Here is a 20,183-nt window from a genome sequence, read left to right as displayed (position 1 = left end):
TCCTGACTACGTTGGATAGCGGCCCGTATTGCCGAAGTTGTGCGGGCGCTGCCGTGGAGTATTTGTCCCATAAGTGCGTGCGAAATTCCAGCCCGGAAAATACACCATCTCTCCCTGGGACTATACAGCTAGAACATGTGGACACTTGGCAGAAAAGGTAATGATGGCCTATTTGGCGTCCACACGCTGTAGTACTGGTGAATTTCAATGGAAAGCAGGAGCGCTGCGATGGGAATCTTTTGGGAATAGAGAAGCCAAATATACCCACTTCATAAGGTAAGAGGCAGGGCAGTTGGCCAAAAGCCGCCGGAATAGTTTCGTACTTTTGGGCTGTGCTATTACCGTAGGAGCGTAGCCCACTGATAGCAGGCTTCCAACATATAATCCGGCCCGGAGCGTAAGCCTGCATGAGGGGTGTTGTACCGATTAACTTTCGATGAAGATTCTTTTTTTGACCCCATACCCCGCCGAAGAAGCCCCTTCGCAGCGTTTTCGTTTCGAGCAGTATTTTCCGGCCCTGCGCGAACGGGGAATTGAATACACTGAGCGTTCTTTTCTTAACCTCAACACTTGGCGGATTCTCTACAAGCCAGGACACCAAGCGGCTAAAATATGGGGGATTGTTCAGGGTTTCGGCCGTCGTCTAAAACACTTGCTCGAAGTACCGGGGCATGATTATGTATTTATTCATCGCGAAGTCACACCCATCGGGCCGCCCATTTTTGAATGGCTCATTGCCAAAGTACTGGGCAAAAAAATCATCTATGACTTTGACGATGCCATCTGGATGGCGTTGACCTCAAAGCATAACCAGATGGCGGCCATCGTAAAGTGGCACAGTAAGGTAGGCTCCATCTGCGGCTGGAGTTATAAAGTAAGTTGTGGCAACGACTTCCTGTGCGAATATGCCGGCCAGTATAATGCCAACGTGGTGCTCAACCCCACTACCATCGACACCGTGAACCTGCACAACCGCACCAATCCGCAAACCAGCGAGAAGGTGGTGCTGGGCTGGACGGGCACCCACTCCAATATGGTGTACCTGGCCTCGCTGCTGCCAGTGCTACGCCGTCTTGAGGCAACCCACGATTTTACCTTCCGAGTTATTTCCAACCAAGACCCCCAACTCGACCTTCAGAGTTTTGATTATGTGCCTTGGCGCAAGGCTACCGAAATTGCTGATCTGGTAATGTTCAATGCGGGAGTGATGCCGCTGGAGGAGAAGATCAGTCCACTTTCTTTGGGCAAATGCGGGTTCAAAGCCCTGCAGTACATGGCGCTGGGTATTCCGGCGGTGGCTTCGCCGGTTGGAGTAAATACCAAAATCGTGACCAACAAAGTGGACGGATTCCTCTGTGAAACGGAGGAAGACTGGTACCAGGCTCTGGCCCGGCTGATTGAGGACGCGGAGCTCCGGCGGCAATTGGGCGCAAATGCCCAGCGCACCGTGCGGGAACGATATTCAGTCGTTTCTAATACCGAAAACTTCATCCGGTTGTTTTCCTAAGCTAGTGGCCCGTTTGCCCGTCCGCCGACCTGGATGGTGGCTGGTATGACAACTACCCATCAGTACCTGCGTAGGAATGGCGGTTGCCGGGTGATGATTCCCTCGACGGCAGTCCGTACCTTGTCGCCTTATTCACTTCTGCTACTATGCTAGAAATCGGCCAGAAAGCTCGGCTTTCCAAAACCATCACCGACGCCGACGTGCGCGCCTTCGCCCAACTCTCCCTCGACACGAATCCAGTGCATCTGGATGAGGAGTATGCTCAGGCCAGCCTATTCGGGCAGCGAATCAGCCACGGTATGTTGTATGGTTCGTTGATCAGTGCTGTATTGGGCACTCAGTTGCCCGGCCCCGGCGCCATCTACATGGGCCAGACATTCAAATTTCTCAAGCCGGTATTCCTCAACGACACTATTACGGCCGAAGTGGAAGTACTGACGCTGAATGAGGAAAAGCATATCGCTACTCTACAAACTACCTGCGTCAATCAGGACGGTAAGCTCGTGCTGACGGGCGAAGCCACTATGAAATACGCCTAATCTTTTCCGCTTTACCCGCTGGATGACTTCTTTCTGGAGTCGGCCGCTTACTGCCTTATGCGCAAAGTTATCATCAACGCCGACGATTTCGGGCTGTGTGCGCCCGTAAACCGGGCCATCGTGGAGAGCTTCCGGGCGGGCAATCTTACCAGCACCACAATGATGGTGGCCATGCCCGGCACGGAGGAAGGTGCGCAATTGGCGGCGGAGAACCCCGGCCTAGCCATCGGCCTGCATTTCTGCCTGACGGAAGGCCGGCCACTTACCAACGCGGCCTCCTTGGTAGATGCGGAGGGCAATTTTCTGGAACGCGGTGCCCTGATGAAAAAGCTGCTGCTGGGCCGCGTGAAGCAGGCTGAAGTAGCTGCCGAATTTGAGGCCCAGTATAACCGTTTAGTAGCACTCGGAATTAGGCCCACGCATACTGATTCGCACCAGCATACCCATATGAACCCAGTGGTGTTCGGTGCCATGTTGCCCCTGCTGAAGCGAGAAAAGCTGTCCGTCAGATTGGCTATTCCGGTACGCCCTAGCCTGAAACTGCTTTTCACTCGCCCGCCAAAATTTGTGAAGCAGGGAGTGTTGTACAACGCCAGCCAAAGCTTCCGCCGCCAAGTGCTTACCCGGACTAATGATCTGCTCGTATCGGTACACGATTTGAGCACACCGCCGGCAAGCTACACCGCCGACATATTACGGGCACTGGTCCATAATGCACCAGCCTCGGCTGAGGTAATCGAGTTGATGGTCCATCCTTACATCGTGGGGCCGGAATTAGATGAGCTGTACCCAGCAGATTTGGCGCAGCGCCAGCCATTTTTTGAGAAATGCTACGCCGAACACCGTATCCTTACCGGTCAGCCCCTTTTCGAGGCTGATCCTACCGTAACTCTGACCACTTATGGCAAACTCTGACGAAATCACTTTGCACCGAGCCACCGCTACTGATCTGGCAGATGTGGTCGAACTAAACCGCGTCGAAAACGACGACGATAGGATGACAACAGGCTACCTCGATTGGTGGTACTTCAATAATCCGTTTGATTCCTTCAGCTTCTTTCTATCACGTATTGGCGGGCGGGCCTGCGGTATGTGTTCTTCTAACGATGCTCAGTTCGAAATTAATGGGCGTCCGTGGAAAGCAGGCTTCATTCAGAAGGTGCTTACCAGCAACGAGGTGCGTGGTAAAGGCTTGTTCGGAAAGCTCTATGTAAAAACGGATACTGATTTCTTAGAGCGGGGAGGGGACTGCTTCTTAGCTTTTCCTAATGCAGTGGCTAAGCCTATTTACTTGGCTAAGTACAGCTACAGTCATGGCATATATCCCGACCTGACGTTGCTCTTTACAAACCCGTTGCATTTGGCAGCGGGTAGCCAGTATGAGGAGGTGAATAAATTAGATGGTTCGTTTTTTCAGACGTCTACCTTCCAGTTCGAGAATGCCATGAAAAAGGATGAGAAGTTCCTGAACTGGCGCTACCTCACCTTTAAGTCAGAGCACTACGCGTATGTGACACTGGCGGTGAAAAAAAGTGGTAAACTGATTGGGTACGTGTTTCTAAAGAAAATCAAGAAGAAGGGCCTGCCTGTATTTGTTCTTATGGATGCCGCTTTTCACCGGCAAGCCGATTTGGCCCATCTCGTTAAGCAGGCCCGCATATACGCCGCTAAGCAGCTATCAGTGGGCTTGCTCTATATGGGCAACTCCCTCATCGACGAAGCGACCAAAGGCGTAGCCCGAAAAGTGTGGCGCAATCAGTTTGACTTCCTGGTAAAAGGCAAAAATCAGGATGAAACGGATGAACTTGCAAAAGTTAATTTTAACTTCTTCTTCGGTGACCTAGACTTCGTGTAGGTTAGATATATTTTTTGATAAAAAAAATCGGCCGGTTCCTACGCTATGTAAGAGCCGGCCGAATTGCTGAAAAGCTATACGGATTATGCACCAGCCACCTGCCGGTTTACTGGTCGAGCAATAATACGTCGGACTGTTTTCTTTTTAACCGGAAATCCATCCTGTAAGACAAATAACGCTGTCAGATAGAAAGGCCATAGTGGAATCCGGTAACGTACCAGATTGCCAAAATTACCGGATGTTATCGCAGTACCAATGGCGAACAGGACCGAGAAAACTACGCAGAACAGTACGAGCGGAGTACTACCAATTCGACCAAAAGTCTTGAAGAAGCCGGTTCGTCGAAACACCTGAAAAGTAAGATAGGTGATCCATAAAATCTCGATGCCAGAAAGCAACATGACTGGGTTACTCACTTCCCACATAAACGGGCGGAATAAACCGATGATAACAGCTTGCGGGGCTAGCTTGGGAATATCAGCGGGGCCGGTAAAATCCGGCATAGAGTAACCGGAGTTACCCATGCCCCGGCCTTTGTTCTCATCTGAATGACTGATGCTGTTATGGTAAGTCGAGGCAACAGTTGCGCGGTCCTCAATTTTATCGAAGTCGTAATTTTTGTTGCCAGAAGCCACTGACTGACTGAGGGCAAGCCCGATTACCGCTCCTAGTACAATCATGATTGGCATAGCAAGGGCGCGTAATGCTCCGGACTTAATGCGCGCACTGTACTGCGTCGTAACCCAGAGCATAACCGGGGGGATAAAGCTGATTAGGATATAAATCTTGACCGACTTCAGTACAAAGCCCGCAATTAGTATGGTTATAATGGCTTGCGGTAGTTTGGTGCGAGCAACGAGTAGATTGTAAAAAGCGAAGAACATCCAGCCAAGCGCACCGATGCACAGCGCATCCTTAGAAATTCCCGAACCCCAAAAAAATACGGAAGGAATAAAAAATACTGCAATAGCCAACTGCTTATATAGTCGAGGGTATAATCTTAAAAAAGTATTATATAAAGCCCACATACCGCTAAAGCTGATCATGGCAAACATAAGGGCAATAACGGAATAAGTATGAAAGCAAAATAGGCCTAAAAATCCGCATACCTTAACTATGAAATATTCCGTTTCTGAATGAAACCAATGCATCTGAACCGCATATTTAGCAATAGAGCCTTCTGCAATACCATCAGCAGTAAATAATAACTTAATACCGTCACTTGGTGATTCAAAAAAGGCCTGATGAATTACTTTGCTTTCGTTGAAATAATTAAATGTATCCCCACCACCGTAGTAAAATTGATAAATAAGTCCCAGCGAAATAGCCCCAAGAAACTTAACCGACAGAGCCGGGATAAAGTACTTTTTCGTCAGCGGATTGGTGAACCTTTTGCGCACCGCGAAAGCCAGCCCATAGAACAGGGCCAGGTAGAGGGGCGTCAGAAACAGATCCTTGAAATCCATTGGGTTGGGTTGTTGGTCCGGGAAAAATACAGCGTGATTACTGCCAAAAACAGCACACAATATTAGTGCTGAGCGCACCTGAAGTGCGGCATTCTTTCGACTGTATTCTTTACGGCTTACTTCACCTTCATGTACTCCCGAGCCTCCTTAAACTGGTCGGATTTGCGGTCGGACTTTTCCAGCACTACGGCATAGTAGCGTCGGGCAGAACGAAAGTCCTTGCCGTCGGCGGCGAGACGGGCCAAAGCTAGGTTGGCGAACACGTAGAAGCCATAATTGGTTTCCCCATTCTGTTCGGCAAATACAATACAGCGTTGGTAGTAGTCGCGGGCCTTGGCGAGGTCCTTATACTTGTGCTGCATGAAGTAAGCCAGGAAGTAGGTGGCGTAGCGGCCCCCATTGGCCTCATAGCCGGGAAGGCCGCGGCCTAACTTATCGAGCAGGTCTCGGCTAACCCGCTCGCACTCCCGGAACTGGCCTTCGCGGAAACAGGCGTTGGCATAATGTCGTTGGAAATAAGCGTTTTCGGGATAGGTGGTGGCCAGATAGCGGGCTACGGGCAGGGCTTCGGCTGGTTTGTCTTCCTCGATGAGCAAGATTCGCATGAGGTAGGTACGCGCCTCAGGACCAACGTAAAACCCGTTTTCAGCTACGTTGCGCAGCTGTTGCAGGCCTAATTGTTTGTTCCCCTTCGGGAAAAACAGTAGCACAGGCTTGAGGAGGGGGTAGTTTTCGGGCACCCATACAGCATAGTAGTTAAACAGTGCCTGCCCGAACAGAAACTCAGGGCTCAGGTCGTTGGCTTCCTTGCTTTTTTCGAGGTAGTCCAGTGCGCGTTTGGCACTGACGGTGGCCTTGCGCCAGTCGCGGCGCTCGGCGTGCAGGCGAGCATCGAAGCCATAGCCGGCGGCCAGAAAAAAGCAGGCCTCATAATTCCTGTTATCCTTTTTGTAAAGCGCTTCAGCCTTGGTTATCGTGGTATCCATGTAGGCGAAGAACTGCCGGTCATAGAGCTTGGTTTGAATGCCGGTAGGCACGATCTTCCACCAAGCACTGAGCCCCAGCAGGAAATAGGGCATTGGATGGTTGGGGTATCGTCGGCGCAGGCTCCTGAACTGCCGCTCGGCCTTATCATATTTAAAGTTATAGAGGTTGTACACGGCTCCCTCCAGCTCGGTCTGAATGTCCTTGTCGAGCAACAGCCACCCCGAAATGTCAACGGCCGCCGGAGCCACATCAACGTTTGCCAGCTTCACCTGCCGGGTCGAGTCGGGCAGCAGATCGGGGCGCGTAGGGTCGGGAACCATGGTTTCCGAACGCGTGGCCTCAGAGGGCGGCGGTGGAGGAGGAGTGCCCACTGGCTGCTGGGCGCGGGCCACCCAGGGAAGCAGTAGTAGCAGAAAGAATAATAATTGTAACAATTGGTGCATACGCTCGGCAAGTCGCGGCGGCGGGCTGAAGTGGAAACGAGCCCGCCGCGGCCCGACGGAAAGGCTAAAGTAGAACTTTTAGCGCTATTTTGGACAAAAAATATATACCGGATGGAGCTTCTACGCACTATGTGCCATATTCCGGCCCCTGCCGGGCATGAAACCCAACTTGCTGAATTTGTGCTCCGATACGTGCAGCAAAACCAGGGCCAGTGGCATAGTATGCCTGCTATACTAGATGGGGATGAATTTCAGGATTGTATTATTCTGGTGTTTGGTAGTCCCCGAACGGCTATTTTTGCTCACCTCGACAGTATTGGTTTTACCGTGCGCTACGGCCGACAACTGGTATGCATTGGCGGGCCGATGGCCGAAACCGGCTACCGGCTGGTAGGGGAGGACTCGCAGGGAAAGATTGACTGCACGCTGGTAGTGGTCGAAGACACCGGCGCGCTGAGCTACGACTATCATCGAGAAATTGACCGTGGTACTGAACTGACATTCCACTGCGACTTCCGTGAAACCGAAACCACCGTGCAAAGTTGCTGCCTCGACAATCGTCTGGGTGTCTGGAATGCACTGCGGCTGTGCGAAACACTGGAGCACGGTATTATAGTGTTCTCATGTTGGGAAGAGCATGGCGGTGGCTCGGTAGCTTATCTGGCCAAATACATCTACGAAACCTACGGTGTACGCCAGGCCCTGATTTCCGATATCACCTGGGTAACCGAAGGCGTGCAGCCCGGGCAGGGCGTAGCCATCAGCCTGCGCGACTCGCTGATTCCGCGCCGCTCCTACGTGGACCGCATCCGCCGGATAGCGGCGGCTTCGGGCATTCCGCATCAGCTGGAGGTAGAAGGTAGCGGCGGCTCCGACGCCAAGGAGCTCCAGCACGGCGCTCAGCCCTGGGACTGGTGCTTCATCGGAGCCCCTGAAGATAATGTGCACTCCCCCGATGAAATCGTGGACAAACGCGACATTGAGAGCATGCTGGCGCTTTATCGGGTATTGATGCGAGAGCTGTAGAATTTCTGAGCTATTAGCTGAGAGCTGCTGGCTGTTAGCTTCCGTTCAAACAGAAGTTACCGTCTTCTGGAGGAGAAAGGACGTCATTCAAGCTATGTAGCGCAAGACTTACATAGCCTGGATGACGTCCTTTTGTGCATAAGAGAGCTAACAGCTAATCGCTCTCGGCTGACAGCTAAAAATCAGAAGCATTGAGTATTAGCGAATAAACTCTACTTTACCCCACCAAAACACTTCTCCAACCTCACTCCCAATTCCCACTGCTTATGCCCCTTGTTCTTTACGCCGTGCCCGTACTGGGTCTTTTTGCGCTCTTATACACGTGGGTGCGTTCGGGCTGGGTGAGCCGGCAGGATGCTGGCGACGAGCGGATGCGCACCATTGCCGGCTACATTGCCGACGGGGCCATTGCCTTCCTGCGGGCCGAATACCGGGTGATGCTCATCTTCGTGCTCATTGCTTCGGCCTTTCTGTTTTACCTGGGCAGCACCGGAGAGAAGTCGAGCCCGGTGATTGTTATTGCCTTCATTATAGGGGCCTTTCTTTCGGCGCTGGCGGGCTATATCGGGATGAAGATTGCCACCAAAGCCAACGTGCGCACGGCCCAGGCGGCCCGCACCAGCCTGAGCAAGGCCCTGAACGTGTCGTTTTCGGGCGGCTCGGTGATGGGTATGGGCGTGGCCGGGCTGGCCGTGATGGGGTTGGGCTCGTTATTCATCGTCTTCTACCAGCTGTTTGTGGTGAGTAAGGGCGGCACGGCCAACGGCATCGAGATGGAAACGGCCCTAGAGGTGCTCACCGGCTTCTCGCTGGGGGCCGAAAGCATTGCCCTGTTTGCCCGCGTGGGCGGCGGTATCTATACCAAGGCCGCCGACGTGGGGGCCGACCTAGTGGGTAAAGTCGAGGCCGGGATTCCCGAAGACGACCCCCGTAACCCTGCCACCATTGCCGACAACGTGGGCGACAACGTGGGCGACGTGGCCGGCATGGGCGCCGACCTGTTCGGCTCTTACGTGGCCACCATTCTGGCTACCATGGTGCTGGGCCGCGAGGTAATTGCCCGCGGCGACCAGTTTCAGGGCCTCTCACCGATTCTGCTGCCAATGGTCATTGCCGGGATGGGCATTGTGGCCTCGCTGATTGGCATTCTGCTGGTGCGGGTGAAAGAAGGCGGCAACGTGCAGGCGGCCCTCAACTTCGGCAACTACGTGTCGGTGGCCGTTTCGGGGGTAGCTTCTTTTTTCATTATTAAGTGGATGCTGCCCACCGAGGACCTCGTGATTCGCGGCGTTACGTTCAATGCCATGAGCGTGTTCTGGGCCGTAATTGTGGGCCTGGTAGTAGGAACGCTAATGAGCATCATCACCGAGTATTACACGGCCATGGGCCGGCGGCCGGTGCTCAGCATCGTGCGCCAAAGCTCCACGGGCCACGCCACCACCGTTATCGGCGGGCTGGCCGTGGGCATGGAAAGCACGGTGCTCCCGATTCTGGTGCTGGCGGCGGGTATCATCCTCAGCTACGAGTTTGCTGGCCTCTACGGCGTGGCCATTGCCGCGGCTGGTATGATGGCTACTACCGCTATGCAGCTGGCTATCGATGCCTTCGGCCCCATTGCCGACAACGCCGGCGGCATTGCCGAAATGAGCGACCTGCCCAAGGAAGTGCGCGAGCGGACCGACATTCTGGACGCCGTGGGCAATACCACGGCCGCTACGGGCAAAGGCTTCGCCATTGCCTCGGCCGCCCTTACTTCCCTGGCCCTGTTTGCCGCCTTCATGGGCACGGCCAACATCACGTCTATTGATATCAGCAACGCCCGGGTGTTGGCGGGACTGTTTGTGGGGGCCATGATTCCGTTTATCTTCTCGGGCCTGGCTATTTCGGCTGTGGGGCGGGCGGCTATGGCCATGGTGCAGGAAGTGCGCCGGCAGTTCCGTGAGATTCCGGGTATCATGGAAGGCACTGGTCGGCCTGAGTACGAGAAGTGCGTGGCTATTTCCACCGACGCCGCCATCCGCGAAATGATGCTGCCGGGTGCTATTGCCCTGCTGGTACCAGTACTGGTGGGCTTCACCTTCGGGCCCGAGGTACTGGGCGGTACACTGGCTGGCGTAACGGTGAGCGGCGTGCTGATGGCCATCTTCCAGAGCAATGCTGGCGGCGCCTGGGACAACGCTAAAAAGTCGTTTGAAAAGGGCGTGATGATTGATGGCGTGATGCAGTACAAAGGCTCCGACGCCCATAAGGCTTCCGTCACCGGCGACACGGTGGGCGACCCGTTCAAGGATACCTCGGGGCCCAGCATGAACATCCTCATCAAGCTGATGAGCATCGTTTCGCTCGTCATTGCTCCTCATATTGCCGCACCATCGCGCGGCGTAGTGCAGGCCCCCGAAGTGCCGGCCACGCACGTGCGGGCCGCAGTACCCGTGGTGGCGGCTGCAACCACGGTAGCGCTGGTGCGGAAATAGAGGAACGGCTTGCTATAAATGAACGGTGTAGGGTGCGGGGCTTGTCCCCGCCCGCCGTTGAACGGTATGTGCCCGCAGCGTTCAACGACGGGCGGGGACAAGCCCCGCACCCTACCTCGCTTTTTCCCCAAACCCTCCATCTATTCACTGCCATCTAAGTGGTAAACTCTACCTTTGACCTGCCTATTGACTTTGAGCCCAACCTCAAGCGGATGAACCCCGACCATATTACGCTGCACGACAAGGAGTTTAAACCCTATTTGTCGGCCCGGGAGCTGACGGCGGCCATTGCCGACGTCGCCGGCCGTATCAACCAGGATTATGTCGGCCGGCAGCTGCTGTTTGTGGTGGTGCTCAACGGCTCGTTCATGTTTGCTGCCGATTTGCTCAAGCACATCAGCCTGACCTGCGAAGTGTGCTTTATCCGGGTGGCCTCCTACACGGGCACCAGCAGCACCGGCGAAATTAAAGAAGTGCTGGGCCTGACCGAGGAACTGCAGGACCGTCATGTGGTGCTGGTAGAAGATATCGTAGATACGGGCCACACCATGCGCATGCTCCTCGACACGCTTGGCGCCCAGGCGCCGGCCTCGCTGGAAGTGGCCACACTGTTTCTAAAGCCCGAGTGTCTGCAGTACGAACTGCCGCTACGCTACGTGGGCCTGCCCATTCCCAACGACTTCATTGTGGGCTACGGCCTCGATTTCGACGGTCTGGGTCGCAACTACCCCGACGTCTATCAGGCCGTATAAGCCAGACATTCGCCCTTGGTGCCGGATTCCGGCCGTAGCTTTGTGCGGGGCGTTTGCCGTTTCGTGCTTATATTTCCCAAACCCGCCCCACTTATTCTTTCCGCGTAACTCCTCGCTGCTCATGCTTAATCTGGTACTCTTCGGCCCTCCCGGGGCCGGTAAAGGCACGCAAAGTCAGAAGCTGATTGCCCGCTACAACCTGGTTCATCTCTCCACCGGCGACCTGCTGCGGGCCCAGATTGCCCGCGGTACCGAACTGGGCCTGAAAGCCAAAAAGCTCATGGACGAAGGCCTTTTGGTGCCCGATGAGGTAGTAATCGGCATGATCGGCTCGGCCCTGCAGGAGAACGAGCAGGCGGCGGGCTTCATCTTCGACGGCTTCCCGCGCACCGTGCCCCAGGCCGAAAGCCTCGACCGGCTGCTGGCTGCCCACGATACTAAGGTGTCGTGCATGGTAGCGCTGGAAGTAAAGGGGGACGAGCTGGTGAAGCGGCTGCTGGAACGCGGTAAAACCTCGGGCCGCCCCGATGACCAGGATGAGACCAAAATCAGCCGCCGCGTAACGGTATACAACACCGAAACGGCCCAGGTAGCCGGCTATTACGCCACCCAGAATAAATTTCACGCCCTGAACGGCATAGGAGAAATCGAGGACATTTTCGGCCAGATCTGTGCCATCCTTGATCAGCACCAGCCCGCCACTCCCAGCGGCAGCCAGCAGGCTGCCCAGGAAGTAAAAGCGTAACTTTGCCGTTGCGGCCCGCTCGGGCTGCGGCAGAATATCTCTTCTGTCATCCTGCGTACTCCGCTCAACCAGCGGAATGGGCAGGATGACAGTCTTTTTTAGGGATGATAGGGCTTCTATCTCCTGTCTTCCAACTCCTAGCTTCTCAACGAAATTGGCTTCCAATAACTTCATCGACTACGTTAAAATAAACTGCCGCTCGGGCCGGGGCGGAGCGGGCTCGCACCACTTTTTCCGGGCCAAGGGACTACCCAACGGTGGCCCCGACGGCGGCGACGGTGGCCGCGGCGGCCACATCATCCTGGAGGGCAGTTCCCAACTCTGGACGCTGCTGCACCTGCAGTTTAGGAAGCACCTGATTGCCGAGGCGGGCGAAGGCGGCGGCGAAAACCTTCGTTCTGGCAAGCAGGGCCAGGATATTATCATCCAAGTACCCCTGGGTACGGTGGCCCGCGACGCCGAAAGTGGCGAGAAAAAGCTCGAAATCACGGAGGCCGGCCAGCGCCTGATTCTGACGCCCGGCGGCCGCGGCGGCCTCGGCAACGACCACTTTAAGTCGGCCACCAACCAAGCCCCCAGCTATGCCCAGCCCGGCGAGGAGGGCATAGATGAGTGGGTGATTCTGGAGCTGAAGCTGCTGGCCGACGTGGGCTTGGTGGGCTTCCCGAACGCGGGCAAGAGCACGCTGCTCTCGGTGGTTTCAGCCGCCACGCCCAAAATTGCCGATTACGCCTTTACCACCCTCACGCCCAACCTCGGCGTGGTGGCCTACCGCGACTACAAGTCGTTCGTGATGGCTGATATTCCGGGTATTATTGAGGGCGCGGCCGAGGGTAAAGGCTTGGGCCACCGCTTCCTGCGCCACGTCGAGCGCAACTCGATTCTGCTGTTTATGATCAGTTGCGACTCGCCCGACATCAACGCCGAGTACCAGGTGCTGCTCAGCGAGCTGGAGCAATTCAACCCCGAGCTGCTGGATAAGAAGCGGCTGCTGGCCATCACTAAGTCGGATATGCTCGATGAGGAGTTGGAGGAAGAAATTCGGGCCATGCTGCCCACGGAGCTGCCCACCGTGTTCATTTCCAGCCTGACCAACAAAAACATCCAGCCGCTGAAGGATATGATCTGGACGGCGCTGCACGCGGAGTAGAGCACCATAAACAACGGGCCGGGTGCGGGAACGACTCCTGCACCCGGCCCGTTGTTTGTGCCAAACTGACAGCCAAAACCGCTTTGGCCTATTGCTTGCACCCGGCCTTCTGCCTTTCGGCCAATCCAGTGAAAAACCCTTTTCGACGATATTTTACGACTATGGCTGACGACCAGAACCTGCCCCAGGACGACAACTTGACCGACCCCGCCGCCACTGCGGCTGGCGAAATGACCGACGAGCCGACACCCGAATCCGGTGCGCCCGCGGCTGATACCGAGCTGGCCGACCTCAAGGACAAGTATCTGCGCCTGGCAGCCGAGTTCGAGAACTACAAGCGTCGCACTTCCAAGGAGCGCATCGACCTGTTCAAGAGCGCCAACCAGGAGCTGATGGTTGTGTTGCTGCCCGTGCTGGATGACTTTGAACGGGCCCGCCACCACACCCAGACAACCGAAGATGCCGGCACCGTGCGCGAGGCCATGAACATCATCCAGAACAAGCTTGGTAAAATTCTGGAGCAGAAAGGCCTGACTCCGATGAATGCCGCAGGCACAGCCTTCGACCCCGAGCTACACGAAGCTATTACCCAGATTCCGGCTCCGTCGGAGGAGATGAAGGGCAAAATAGTGGACGAGGTGGAGAAGGGTTACTACCTCGGTGATAAAGTGCTGCGCCACGCCAAAGTGGTGCTGGGCCAGTAAGTACCGAGCTTTTAGCTGACAGCTACTAGCTGTTAGCTTTCTTTCCGGTTATCATAATACCGCGCAAAGCCCAACAACGGGAAGCACCTACCCACAAATAAATACACCTTGTTTTCGGCGTAATCATCAGTCGGACAAAACAAAAGCTAACAGCTATCAGCTCAAGGCTAAAAGCTCCTTACCCATGGCAACGAAGCGAGATTATTACGAGGTGCTGAGCGTGGCCAAAAACGCGGCGGGCGACGAGATTAAGAAGGCCTACCGCAAGGTGGCCATCAAATATCACCCCGACAAAAACCCCGACGACCCGACGGCCGAGGACAAGTTCAAGGAGGCGGCCGAGGCCTACGAGGTGCTCAGCAACGAGCAGAAGCGGGCCCGCTACGACCAGTATGGCCACCAGGGCATGGGTGGCAACGGGGGAGGCAGCCCCAACATGGAGGATATCTTCAGCCAGTTCGGCGACATTTTCGGCGGCGGTGGCTTCGAGAGCTTCTTTGGCGGCGGCCGGGGCCAGCAGGGTGGGCGGCGCGTGCGCAAGGGCTCCAACCTGCGCATCAAGCTCAAGCTCGATTTGGAAGAAATTGCCAACGGCGTCGAGAAGAAGATCAAGGTGAAGCGCTACGTGGCCTGCGAGCCATGCTCGGGCACCGGCGCTAAAAACGGCACCGACCTTAAAACCTGCGGCACCTGCCAAGGCCAGGGCCAGGTGAAGCGGGTGGTGAACACTATGCTTGGCCAGATGGTAAGCGCCAGCACCTGCCCCACCTGCGAGGGCGAAGGCAAGGTGGTTACCAGCACCTGCGACACTTGCAAGGGCGATGGTCGCCAGCTCCACGAGGAGGTTATTCCCATCAACATTCCGGCCGGCGTGGCCGAGGGTATGCAGCTGAGCATGACCGGTAAGGGCAACTACCCGGAGCGCGGCGGCGTGCCCGGCGACTTGCTTATCCAGATTGAGGAGGAGCCGCATGAGGTGTTGCGCCGCGAGGGCAACAACATCATGTTCGAGCAGTACATCTCGTTCGTGGATGCCGCCTTGGGCTCCAATATTGAGGTGCCCACCATCGAGGGTAAAGTAAAGATTAAGGTGGAGCCGGGCACCCAGCCGGGCAAAATCCTGCGCCTGCGCGGTAAGGGCATCAAGGATATCAACGGCTACGGCCGTGGCGACCAGCTCATCCACCTCAACGTCTGGACGCCCAAGAGCGTAAGTAGCGAGGAGCGCGAGCTACTCGAAAAGCTACGCGACTCGCGCAACTTTATGCCTAGCCCTGGCAAGAACGACAAAGGCTTCTTCGAGAAAGTGAAGGAGTACTTCGCATAGCTGCCGCTTCCGTACATGGAAGGACTCGCCGGTATGGCGCCTTTACAAAAAAGCCCGCCTTCCTAAATTGGAAGGCGGGCTTTTTTTTGATAACGCAACCTTAGTCAGGCCTACAACATGGGTTTCACCTGGTAACCTTGCTGCCGGAGCAGCGCCAGTACGCCGTTCGGGCCGCCCAGGTGGGCGGCGCCCACGGCAAAAAAGGTCGGCTTGCTGGTGGCTTGCTGCGCCATTAGCGGTATCCAGCGCTTGTTGCGGCTGGTGAGGATCAGGTCTTCATATTCCTGCATGCCGAACAGGCTGCCCATCGACATTTTCAGAAGACCTTCTACGTCCTGGGCCTGATAGAGCTGAAACAGGGCCCGAAATTCCTGCTGAGCTTCACTTCGCTTGGCCACCATATCCGATAACATGCGCGCTTGTTTGTCGCAGGGGATTTTATCGAATATGCCCATTTGTTCGGCTACTGTTTCGAGGCCGACAACCTCCAGTTGCTTTGCCTTAGCCATTCCCACCAGCGTCATCTCGTAGCTTCCCATCGGGCAGTCCAGCATTTTGGGGTACATCAGGGACGATAGGATGAAGGGTTTCATGGTGCCCATCTGGGCGAAGGGCATTTTCAGCTCGTTGGTGTAATAGTCGCTCACGGCGGCGTACTCCTCCTTCGTCATGCAGCCTTGCACGGTCTGGCCGGCCGGCAGCATCATCTGGCCGCGCATCTCCTGCGCCATGGTGGGGCTATCCATATCCAGCTCAAGGGCAATTTGCTGGGAGTTGTCAACCGCTTTTTTCACGGCCTCGCTCACCTTCAGGTCGTCGGCGCAGAGTATGTGAATAGTGCCAAATACGTAGGAAGGCTTAGCGAGCTTGTTGCCCGAAATTTCCCAGAGCAGGGCTTTGGTGGTTGCCGGAGTAGCGGCTGCTTTGGGAGCCTTCGCCGCCTTTTGGGCCTGGGCAAGCGGACTGGCCAATAATAAAGCAGCGGCGAGTGAGAGGGTAAGAAGGCGCATTGTTTGCAGGAAAAGGGTGAAAAAGATGATGGTTTTGAACTGACTCTTTGGTTTTTGCGCCAGCCATCGGCTGTTGTGTAGCGTGGTATAGCGGGCAGAACAGGCGTAGCAAAAGCGCCTGCTGCTCAAATCACGTCCTTGTATGTTGGAACCAGGGCTGATTCCTCGAATGGAAATACCCGGCTGTTCCGAAGCGGGCGTTCAACGGTTCTAGTAATTCCGGTGTGAGCGGAGCAGAAGCCACGGGGAGGAGATTCGTCATCTATATCGGCGGTTTTCGGCGGACATTACACGATTTGGTAAAATTTTTCTCACGGAGGTCCGCGGAGGGATGCGCGGAGGCTAAAATAAGGTCCTCCCTTTACCTCTGCGGACCTCCGCGAGAAAACAAAAGCGCCCGCCCCAAAAGAGGCAGGCGCTTTTTACGGTGTAGCGTTCCGGTTCGCAGAAGGCTACTGCGCGCGGCGTGCTACGGCGTTGTTTGCAGGGCCTCAGCGGGTAAGGCTTCTACAATCCGACGAAGTAGCTTGGCCCGTAGCGCATCTTCGCTTTTGGTGGGCGTGGTAGGCAGTGCCTGCTGACCTTCGTGGGCAAGGCGACGGGCCTCGGCGGTATTTTGATGAGCCAGCGCCAAGGCTGCTTGCACGAGGTAGTGCTGAGCGGTCGGCGTTTGGCGCAAGGCCGGTTTGATGCTATCCCAGGCCTGCTCGGCGGCGGCGGCGTCACGGGCTACAAAGGCTTCGGCGAAGGTGCGTTCTTTGCTGATTTCGTCCCGGAATAGCTGTGGTTGGTTGGCGGCCAGCTCGTCGGCAGCGCGGATATGGGTTAGCGCCACCAGTGGCTCAGCCCGGTCGAGGCTGCGGTAGTAAGCCATAAAATGAGCGAAACAACGCACGAACGGTTCCTCATCAGTGAACAACACCTCCAATTGGTCAGGGTTGAGGGTCGCGTAGGGCTGGCCCGACTGGGTGTGAGCCATCAGTTCCAACTGCGCCTGCTCGGTGGCGGCGGCGGCTCCGCCGCCCAGCAGCCGGAAAAACCGGGCCCGATCGGTAAAGAACGGCCCCGTGCGGTTGGGTAGCGTAGTGACCAGAAACAGCATCACCGACATCAGTCCGAACACCAGCAGGAAAACCACTCCGGCCCGCCCGGCGACCGTGCTCAGGAGCGTGGTGGTGGGCGAGTGCAGCAGGTGCCAGCCCGTGGCCAATGCTACCGCGCCGGTAAGCAGGCTGGTAAACGGGCCCGCCGCACAGACGGCCGCCAGCTGCTGCCGTAGCCGGGGGCCGCGGCGGGTATGCACGGTGGCCGCCACGCCCCCCGCCAAGGCCAGGTCACGATTGAGGTACACTTCCACCCGGTCGGTACGCGGGTGGCGGCGGACGCCCAGCAGCCCCGCTACGAAGAGGACAAAGCGAAACCCCTGGCCTAAGCCCATCAGCAGGTGGCCCAGTTCGTGCGCGGCCAGCGCGGCCCACGCTGCCAGCAGCACGGCTCCCCCCTTGAGCAGGTTTTCGGCCCATCCAACGGCATGACCGAAGAGTGGGTGCAGGTCGGACGCCGGAATCAGCTTAGCGATACTCCGGCCAATCACTACCCCAATTAGCGCAGAGCCTACGATGATGAGTAGGAGACGAGCTTTTTTCATGTGGCGGCTAATTGTAGATGGCGATACAGCAAACGGTGAGCATCCGGAGCAGCTTGCTATGGCCAGTGAAATATAAGTGTGAATACATGTTCTTGCCATGCTCTGCCGGGCCGTTGGCAAGTCTGGCAGAACAGATTTCTCACCTGCTACCCTGGTGTGTTGCCCGGCGGGGAAATAAAATAGCCTAATCCTGTAATGCCAACCGAAAACGGCCGATATAGGCTGCAAATGTTCTCCTGATGGCATCTGCTGTACTTGCGCCTGAGTTCCTGGAAATGCTGAATGCCCACCAGCCCCGGCTGCGGCGGGTGGCGCGCCTGTACTGCGCCGATGCCGATGACCGGCAGGACTTGTACCAGGAAATCGTGCTGCAGCTGTGGCGGGCATGGCCGCGCTACGAGGCCCGGCCCGACGTGCAGGTGGGCACCTGGCTGTATCGGGTGGCGCTGAATGTGGCCATATCGGACCTGCGTCGCCGCGGCCGCCGCCCTGCCGCGGACCCCCTGCCCGGCCCCGATGGCCTGCCCGAACTACCCGCGCCCCCGCCCGAAGGCCCCGACCCCGACGCCTTGGCCGAACTCTACCGGGCTATTGAGCGGCTTTCCGACGTCGAAAGAGCCTTCGTGCTGCTCTACCTCGAAGAAAAAACCTACGCCGAAATGGCCGATATCCTCGGTATCACCCCCAACAACGTGCGCGTGAAAATGCACCGCGTGCAGGACAAGCTTCGCCAACTGCTAACCCAACCCGCCTGATGGAACTCGATGACTTGAAGGGACAATGGCAGGCGCAAACTGCCGACAACGATTTACCACTTACTGACGCGCAAATGCAGCTGCTACTGACTAAAAAGCCCGGACTCGTAGAAAAAATGCGTTCTAGTGCGCGCTCGGAAGCCGGGCTAACCGCCGGCTTGATGCTAATTGTTGGCTGGATATGCTTCACAAGCAGCGACGCCCGCTTCCAGTTTGGGGGGATGCTATTGCTGTTTCTGTGTCTGGCACAGCTTTACTATTACTACCATAAGTTAGGCCTGTTGCGCCGAATGGCCGAAGTAGAAGGACATGTGCGTAGGCATCTGGAGAAGCTGACGACCCAAGTGCGGCGGATGTTGAAAGGGTACTATTGGGCCACCTTGATAACCCTGCCGTTCACGCTCCTTCTGGGTTTTTGCTACAAGTTTGGGTATGAGTTCGCCCAACCCGAGCCGTTGCGTACCAACTACCTATTGATGCTGGCGGGCGTTCTACTTATTGTGGGCGTAGTCGGCACCTTCATTATCCGAGCCATTACCCGCTGGTACCTGCAGCGCCTCTATGGCCGCCATCTCGACCAGCTGGAAGGAGCTTTGCGCGAGTTGCGGGACTGAGGCGGCCGGTTGGTTGAAAATCGTCCAACTAAGAATTCAGAAAACGCTACATTTAAACGCTCAACCTTCCTGTTCCCAGCTGTGCAACCTGCCCTTGAAGTCCTGAACGTGCGTAAAACCTACGGCGAGCACGTCGCCCTGAATGATGTGAGCCTGGAAATTCCGGACCGGAGTATTTACGGTTTGCTCGGGCCCAACGGCGCGGGTAAAACCTCGCTCATCCGCATCATCACCCAGATAACCGGGGCCGACGCGGGCGAAATCCGCATCCGGGGCGAGAAGCTGGCCCCGCGCCACATTGGCCAGATTGGCTATTTGCCCGAGGAGCGCGGCCTCTACAAGAAGATGAAAGTGGGCGAGCAGCTGCTGTACCTGGCCCGCCTCAAAGGCCTGAGCCGTACCGACGCCACCCAGCGCATCAAGGCCTGGATTCAGCGCTTCGACCTGACGCCCTGGGTAGAAAAGAACGTGGAGGACCTGAGCAAAGGCATGCAACAGAAGGTGCAGTTTATTGCCACCGTGCTCCACGAACCCAGCATTATTATTCTCGATGAGCCGTTTTCGGGCTTCGACCCCATCAACGCCAACCTCATCAAGGACGAAATTCTGGCCTTGCGCGATAAGGGCGCGACGATTATCCTGGCAACGCACCGCATGGAATCGGTGGAGGAAATGTGCGACAACATCGCCCTCATCAACCGCTCGCGCAAGGTGCTCGACGGGCCGGTAAGCGCCGTGAAGGACACCTTCCGAACCCAGACCTACTCGGTGGAGGGCAAGGGCCGGCTGATGGTGGTGCATCCCGATTTTGAGGTGCTGGAGCATCATGAGCGGGAAAACGACCATTTCCACGACATCATTCGCCTGCACGCCGGCACCACGCCCAACGATTTGCTGCGCTACCTCATCGGCAACATCGAGGTGCACGCCTTTCGTGAACTGATTCCGAGCATCAACGAAATCTTCATCCGCCGGGTACGCGAAACCATGCCCGAAACGCTGATAGAAGAGCCGGTGGCGTAGTAATCAGTTGCCAGTTGCCAGAAAGAACGTCATGCTGAGCGAAGTCGAAGCATCTCTACCGCTTCGTTGCGATAGTAATCAGGCGTTAGTATTTACTACTGCGGTAGAGATGCTTCGGCTCCGCTCAGCATGACACGTTCTTACCTGGTAGCCCCTTC

Annotated in this window: 18 protein-coding genes; 14 read left to right on the top strand and 4 right to left on the bottom strand. The window is 56.2% G+C overall.

Annotated elements, in window-relative coordinates; all coding sequences use genetic code 11:
- The first annotated feature begins 436 nt into the window (after positions 1-436).
- The 4 genes from D0N36_RS09960 to D0N36_RS09945 all read left to right on the top strand — a co-directional run bounded on the left by D0N36_RS09960 (position 437) and on the right by D0N36_RS09945 (position 3,901).
- Positions 437-1,507, top strand: coding sequence for a glycosyltransferase family 4 protein (locus tag D0N36_RS09960; RefSeq protein ID WP_116941244.1), 1,071 nt, complete (start codon positions 437-439; stop codon positions 1,505-1,507).
- A 146-nt stretch (positions 1,508-1,653) separates the two neighbouring features.
- A complete protein-coding gene (locus D0N36_RS09955; RefSeq protein ID WP_116941243.1) occupies positions 1,654-2,046 on the top strand; it encodes a MaoC family dehydratase in 393 nt (130 codons plus the stop codon).
- 57 nt (positions 2,047-2,103) lie between these two features.
- Positions 2,104-2,961: a carbohydrate deacetylase gene (locus D0N36_RS09950; RefSeq protein WP_116941242.1), complete on the top strand. Its 858-nt coding sequence runs from the start codon at positions 2,104-2,106 to the stop codon at positions 2,959-2,961.
- Positions 2,948-3,901 carry a GNAT family N-acetyltransferase gene (locus D0N36_RS09945; protein WP_116941241.1) on the top strand — a complete coding sequence of 318 codons (954 nt, stop codon included), beginning with the start codon at positions 2,948-2,950 and terminating at the stop codon, positions 3,899-3,901. Before D0N36_RS09950 ends, D0N36_RS09945 begins: the two co-directional genes overlap by 14 nt.
- An 83-nt stretch (positions 3,902-3,984) precedes the next feature.
- Here the strand turns inward: D0N36_RS09945 and D0N36_RS09940 are convergent, their stop codons facing one another.
- A complete protein-coding gene (locus D0N36_RS09940) occupies positions 3,985-5,367 on the bottom strand; it encodes a hypothetical protein (protein WP_116941240.1) in 1,383 nt (460 codons plus the stop codon).
- A gap of 116 nt (positions 5,368-5,483) precedes the next feature.
- Complete coding sequence (locus D0N36_RS09935; RefSeq protein ID WP_116941239.1) at positions 5,484-6,797, bottom strand: tetratricopeptide repeat protein; 1,314 nt, start codon at positions 6,795-6,797, stop codon at positions 5,484-5,486.
- Between the two features lie 111 nt (positions 6,798-6,908).
- Here D0N36_RS09935 and D0N36_RS09930 point away from each other — a divergent pair, with 111 nt between their 5' ends.
- From D0N36_RS09930 to dnaJ, 7 genes are all read left to right on the top strand, one after another.
- Complete coding sequence (locus D0N36_RS09930) at positions 6,909-7,823, top strand: M20/M25/M40 family metallo-hydrolase (RefSeq protein ID WP_190242600.1); 915 nt, start codon at positions 6,909-6,911, stop codon at positions 7,821-7,823.
- 266 nt (positions 7,824-8,089) lie between these two features.
- Positions 8,090-10,297 carry a sodium-translocating pyrophosphatase gene (locus D0N36_RS09925; RefSeq protein ID WP_116941237.1) on the top strand — a complete coding sequence of 736 codons (2,208 nt, stop codon included), beginning with the start codon at positions 8,090-8,092 and terminating at the stop codon, positions 10,295-10,297.
- Between the two features lie 158 nt (positions 10,298-10,455).
- Entirely contained in the window at positions 10,456-11,049 is a 594-nt protein-coding gene (gene hpt, locus D0N36_RS09920) for a hypoxanthine phosphoribosyltransferase (protein ID WP_317191455.1), read from the top strand.
- A 121-nt stretch (positions 11,050-11,170) separates the two neighbouring features.
- Entirely contained in the window at positions 11,171-11,794 is a 624-nt protein-coding gene (locus D0N36_RS09915) for an adenylate kinase (RefSeq protein ID WP_116941236.1), read from the top strand.
- Between the two features lie 154 nt (positions 11,795-11,948).
- Positions 11,949-12,944, top strand: coding sequence for a GTPase ObgE (obgE, locus tag D0N36_RS09910; protein ID WP_116941235.1), 996 nt, complete (start codon positions 11,949-11,951; stop codon positions 12,942-12,944).
- A gap of 161 nt (positions 12,945-13,105) precedes the next feature.
- On the top strand, positions 13,106-13,648 hold the full coding sequence (locus D0N36_RS09905) for a nucleotide exchange factor GrpE (RefSeq protein ID WP_116941234.1): 543 nt from the start codon (positions 13,106-13,108) through the stop codon (positions 13,646-13,648).
- A 184-nt stretch (positions 13,649-13,832) separates the two neighbouring features.
- Complete coding sequence (dnaJ, locus tag D0N36_RS09900) at positions 13,833-14,975, top strand: molecular chaperone DnaJ (protein ID WP_116941233.1); 1,143 nt, start codon at positions 13,833-13,835, stop codon at positions 14,973-14,975.
- 110 nt (positions 14,976-15,085) lie between these two features.
- On the opposite strand, the gene D0N36_RS09895 is transcribed toward dnaJ, so the two are convergent.
- Entirely contained in the window at positions 15,086-15,985 is a 900-nt protein-coding gene (locus tag D0N36_RS09895; RefSeq protein ID WP_116941232.1) for a TraB/GumN family protein, read from the bottom strand.
- Between the two features lie 469 nt (positions 15,986-16,454).
- Positions 16,455-17,633, bottom strand: coding sequence for a zinc metalloprotease (locus tag D0N36_RS09890; protein ID WP_116941231.1), 1,179 nt, complete (start codon positions 17,631-17,633; stop codon positions 16,455-16,457).
- A 239-nt stretch (positions 17,634-17,872) separates the two neighbouring features.
- Between D0N36_RS09890 and D0N36_RS09885 the strand changes: the two genes are divergently transcribed.
- The 3 genes from D0N36_RS09885 (at position 17,873) to D0N36_RS09875 (ending at position 20,025) form a co-directional block, all read left to right on the top strand.
- The gene (locus tag D0N36_RS09885; protein ID WP_116941230.1) at positions 17,873-18,388 is read left to right on the top strand and encodes an RNA polymerase sigma factor; all 516 of its coding nucleotides are present in this window, start codon (positions 17,873-17,875) and stop codon (positions 18,386-18,388) included.
- Entirely contained in the window at positions 18,388-19,002 is a 615-nt protein-coding gene (locus D0N36_RS09880; RefSeq protein ID WP_116941229.1) for a hypothetical protein, read from the top strand. Before D0N36_RS09885 ends, D0N36_RS09880 begins: the two co-directional genes overlap by 1 nt.
- An 81-nt stretch (positions 19,003-19,083) precedes the next feature.
- Positions 19,084-20,025 (top strand): ABC transporter ATP-binding protein, encoded by a 942-nt coding sequence (locus tag D0N36_RS09875; RefSeq protein WP_116941228.1) that lies wholly within the window; start codon positions 19,084-19,086, stop codon positions 20,023-20,025.
- Positions 20,026-20,183 lie beyond the last annotated feature (158 nt).

The sequence above is a fragment of the Hymenobacter lapidiphilus genome, from assembly GCF_003417065.2.
Classification (GTDB): Bacteria; Bacteroidota; Bacteroidia; order Cytophagales; family Hymenobacteraceae; genus Hymenobacter.
This window is presented reverse-complemented; position numbering and strand designations above follow the sequence as displayed.

What these genes read in the sequence shown, in the direction of transcription:
- D0N36_RS09960 (WP_116941244.1), top strand. Translation starts at nt 437, where the DNA reads ATGAAGATTCTTTTTTTGACCCCATACCCCGCCGAAGAAGCCCCTTCG.
- D0N36_RS09955 (WP_116941243.1), top strand. Translation starts at nt 1,654, where the DNA reads ATGCTAGAAATCGGCCAGAAAGCTCGGCTTTCCAAAACCATCACCGAC.
- D0N36_RS09950 (WP_116941242.1), top strand. Translation starts at nt 2,104, where the DNA reads ATGCGCAAAGTTATCATCAACGCCGACGATTTCGGGCTGTGTGCGCCC.
- D0N36_RS09945 (WP_116941241.1), top strand. Translation starts at nt 2,948, where the DNA reads ATGGCAAACTCTGACGAAATCACTTTGCACCGAGCCACCGCTACTGAT.
- D0N36_RS09940 (WP_116941240.1), bottom strand. Translation starts at nt 5,367, where the DNA reads ATGGATTTCAAGGATCTGTTTCTGACGCCCCTCTACCTGGCCCTGTTC.
- D0N36_RS09935 (WP_116941239.1), bottom strand. Translation starts at nt 6,797, where the DNA reads ATGCACCAATTGTTACAATTATTATTCTTTCTGCTACTACTGCTTCCC.
- D0N36_RS09930 (WP_190242600.1), top strand. Translation starts at nt 6,909, where the DNA reads ATGGAGCTTCTACGCACTATGTGCCATATTCCGGCCCCTGCCGGGCAT.
- D0N36_RS09925 (WP_116941237.1), top strand. Translation starts at nt 8,090, where the DNA reads ATGCCCCTTGTTCTTTACGCCGTGCCCGTACTGGGTCTTTTTGCGCTC.
- D0N36_RS09915 (WP_116941236.1), top strand. Translation starts at nt 11,171, where the DNA reads ATGCTTAATCTGGTACTCTTCGGCCCTCCCGGGGCCGGTAAAGGCACG.
- D0N36_RS09905 (WP_116941234.1), top strand. Translation starts at nt 13,106, where the DNA reads ATGGCTGACGACCAGAACCTGCCCCAGGACGACAACTTGACCGACCCC.
- dnaJ (WP_116941233.1), top strand. Translation starts at nt 13,833, where the DNA reads ATGGCAACGAAGCGAGATTATTACGAGGTGCTGAGCGTGGCCAAAAAC.
- D0N36_RS09895 (WP_116941232.1), bottom strand. Translation starts at nt 15,985, where the DNA reads ATGCGCCTTCTTACCCTCTCACTCGCCGCTGCTTTATTATTGGCCAGT.
- D0N36_RS09890 (WP_116941231.1), bottom strand. Translation starts at nt 17,633, where the DNA reads ATGAAAAAAGCTCGTCTCCTACTCATCATCGTAGGCTCTGCGCTAATT.
- D0N36_RS09885 (WP_116941230.1), top strand. Translation starts at nt 17,873, where the DNA reads ATGGCATCTGCTGTACTTGCGCCTGAGTTCCTGGAAATGCTGAATGCC.
- D0N36_RS09880 (WP_116941229.1), top strand. Translation starts at nt 18,388, where the DNA reads ATGGAACTCGATGACTTGAAGGGACAATGGCAGGCGCAAACTGCCGAC.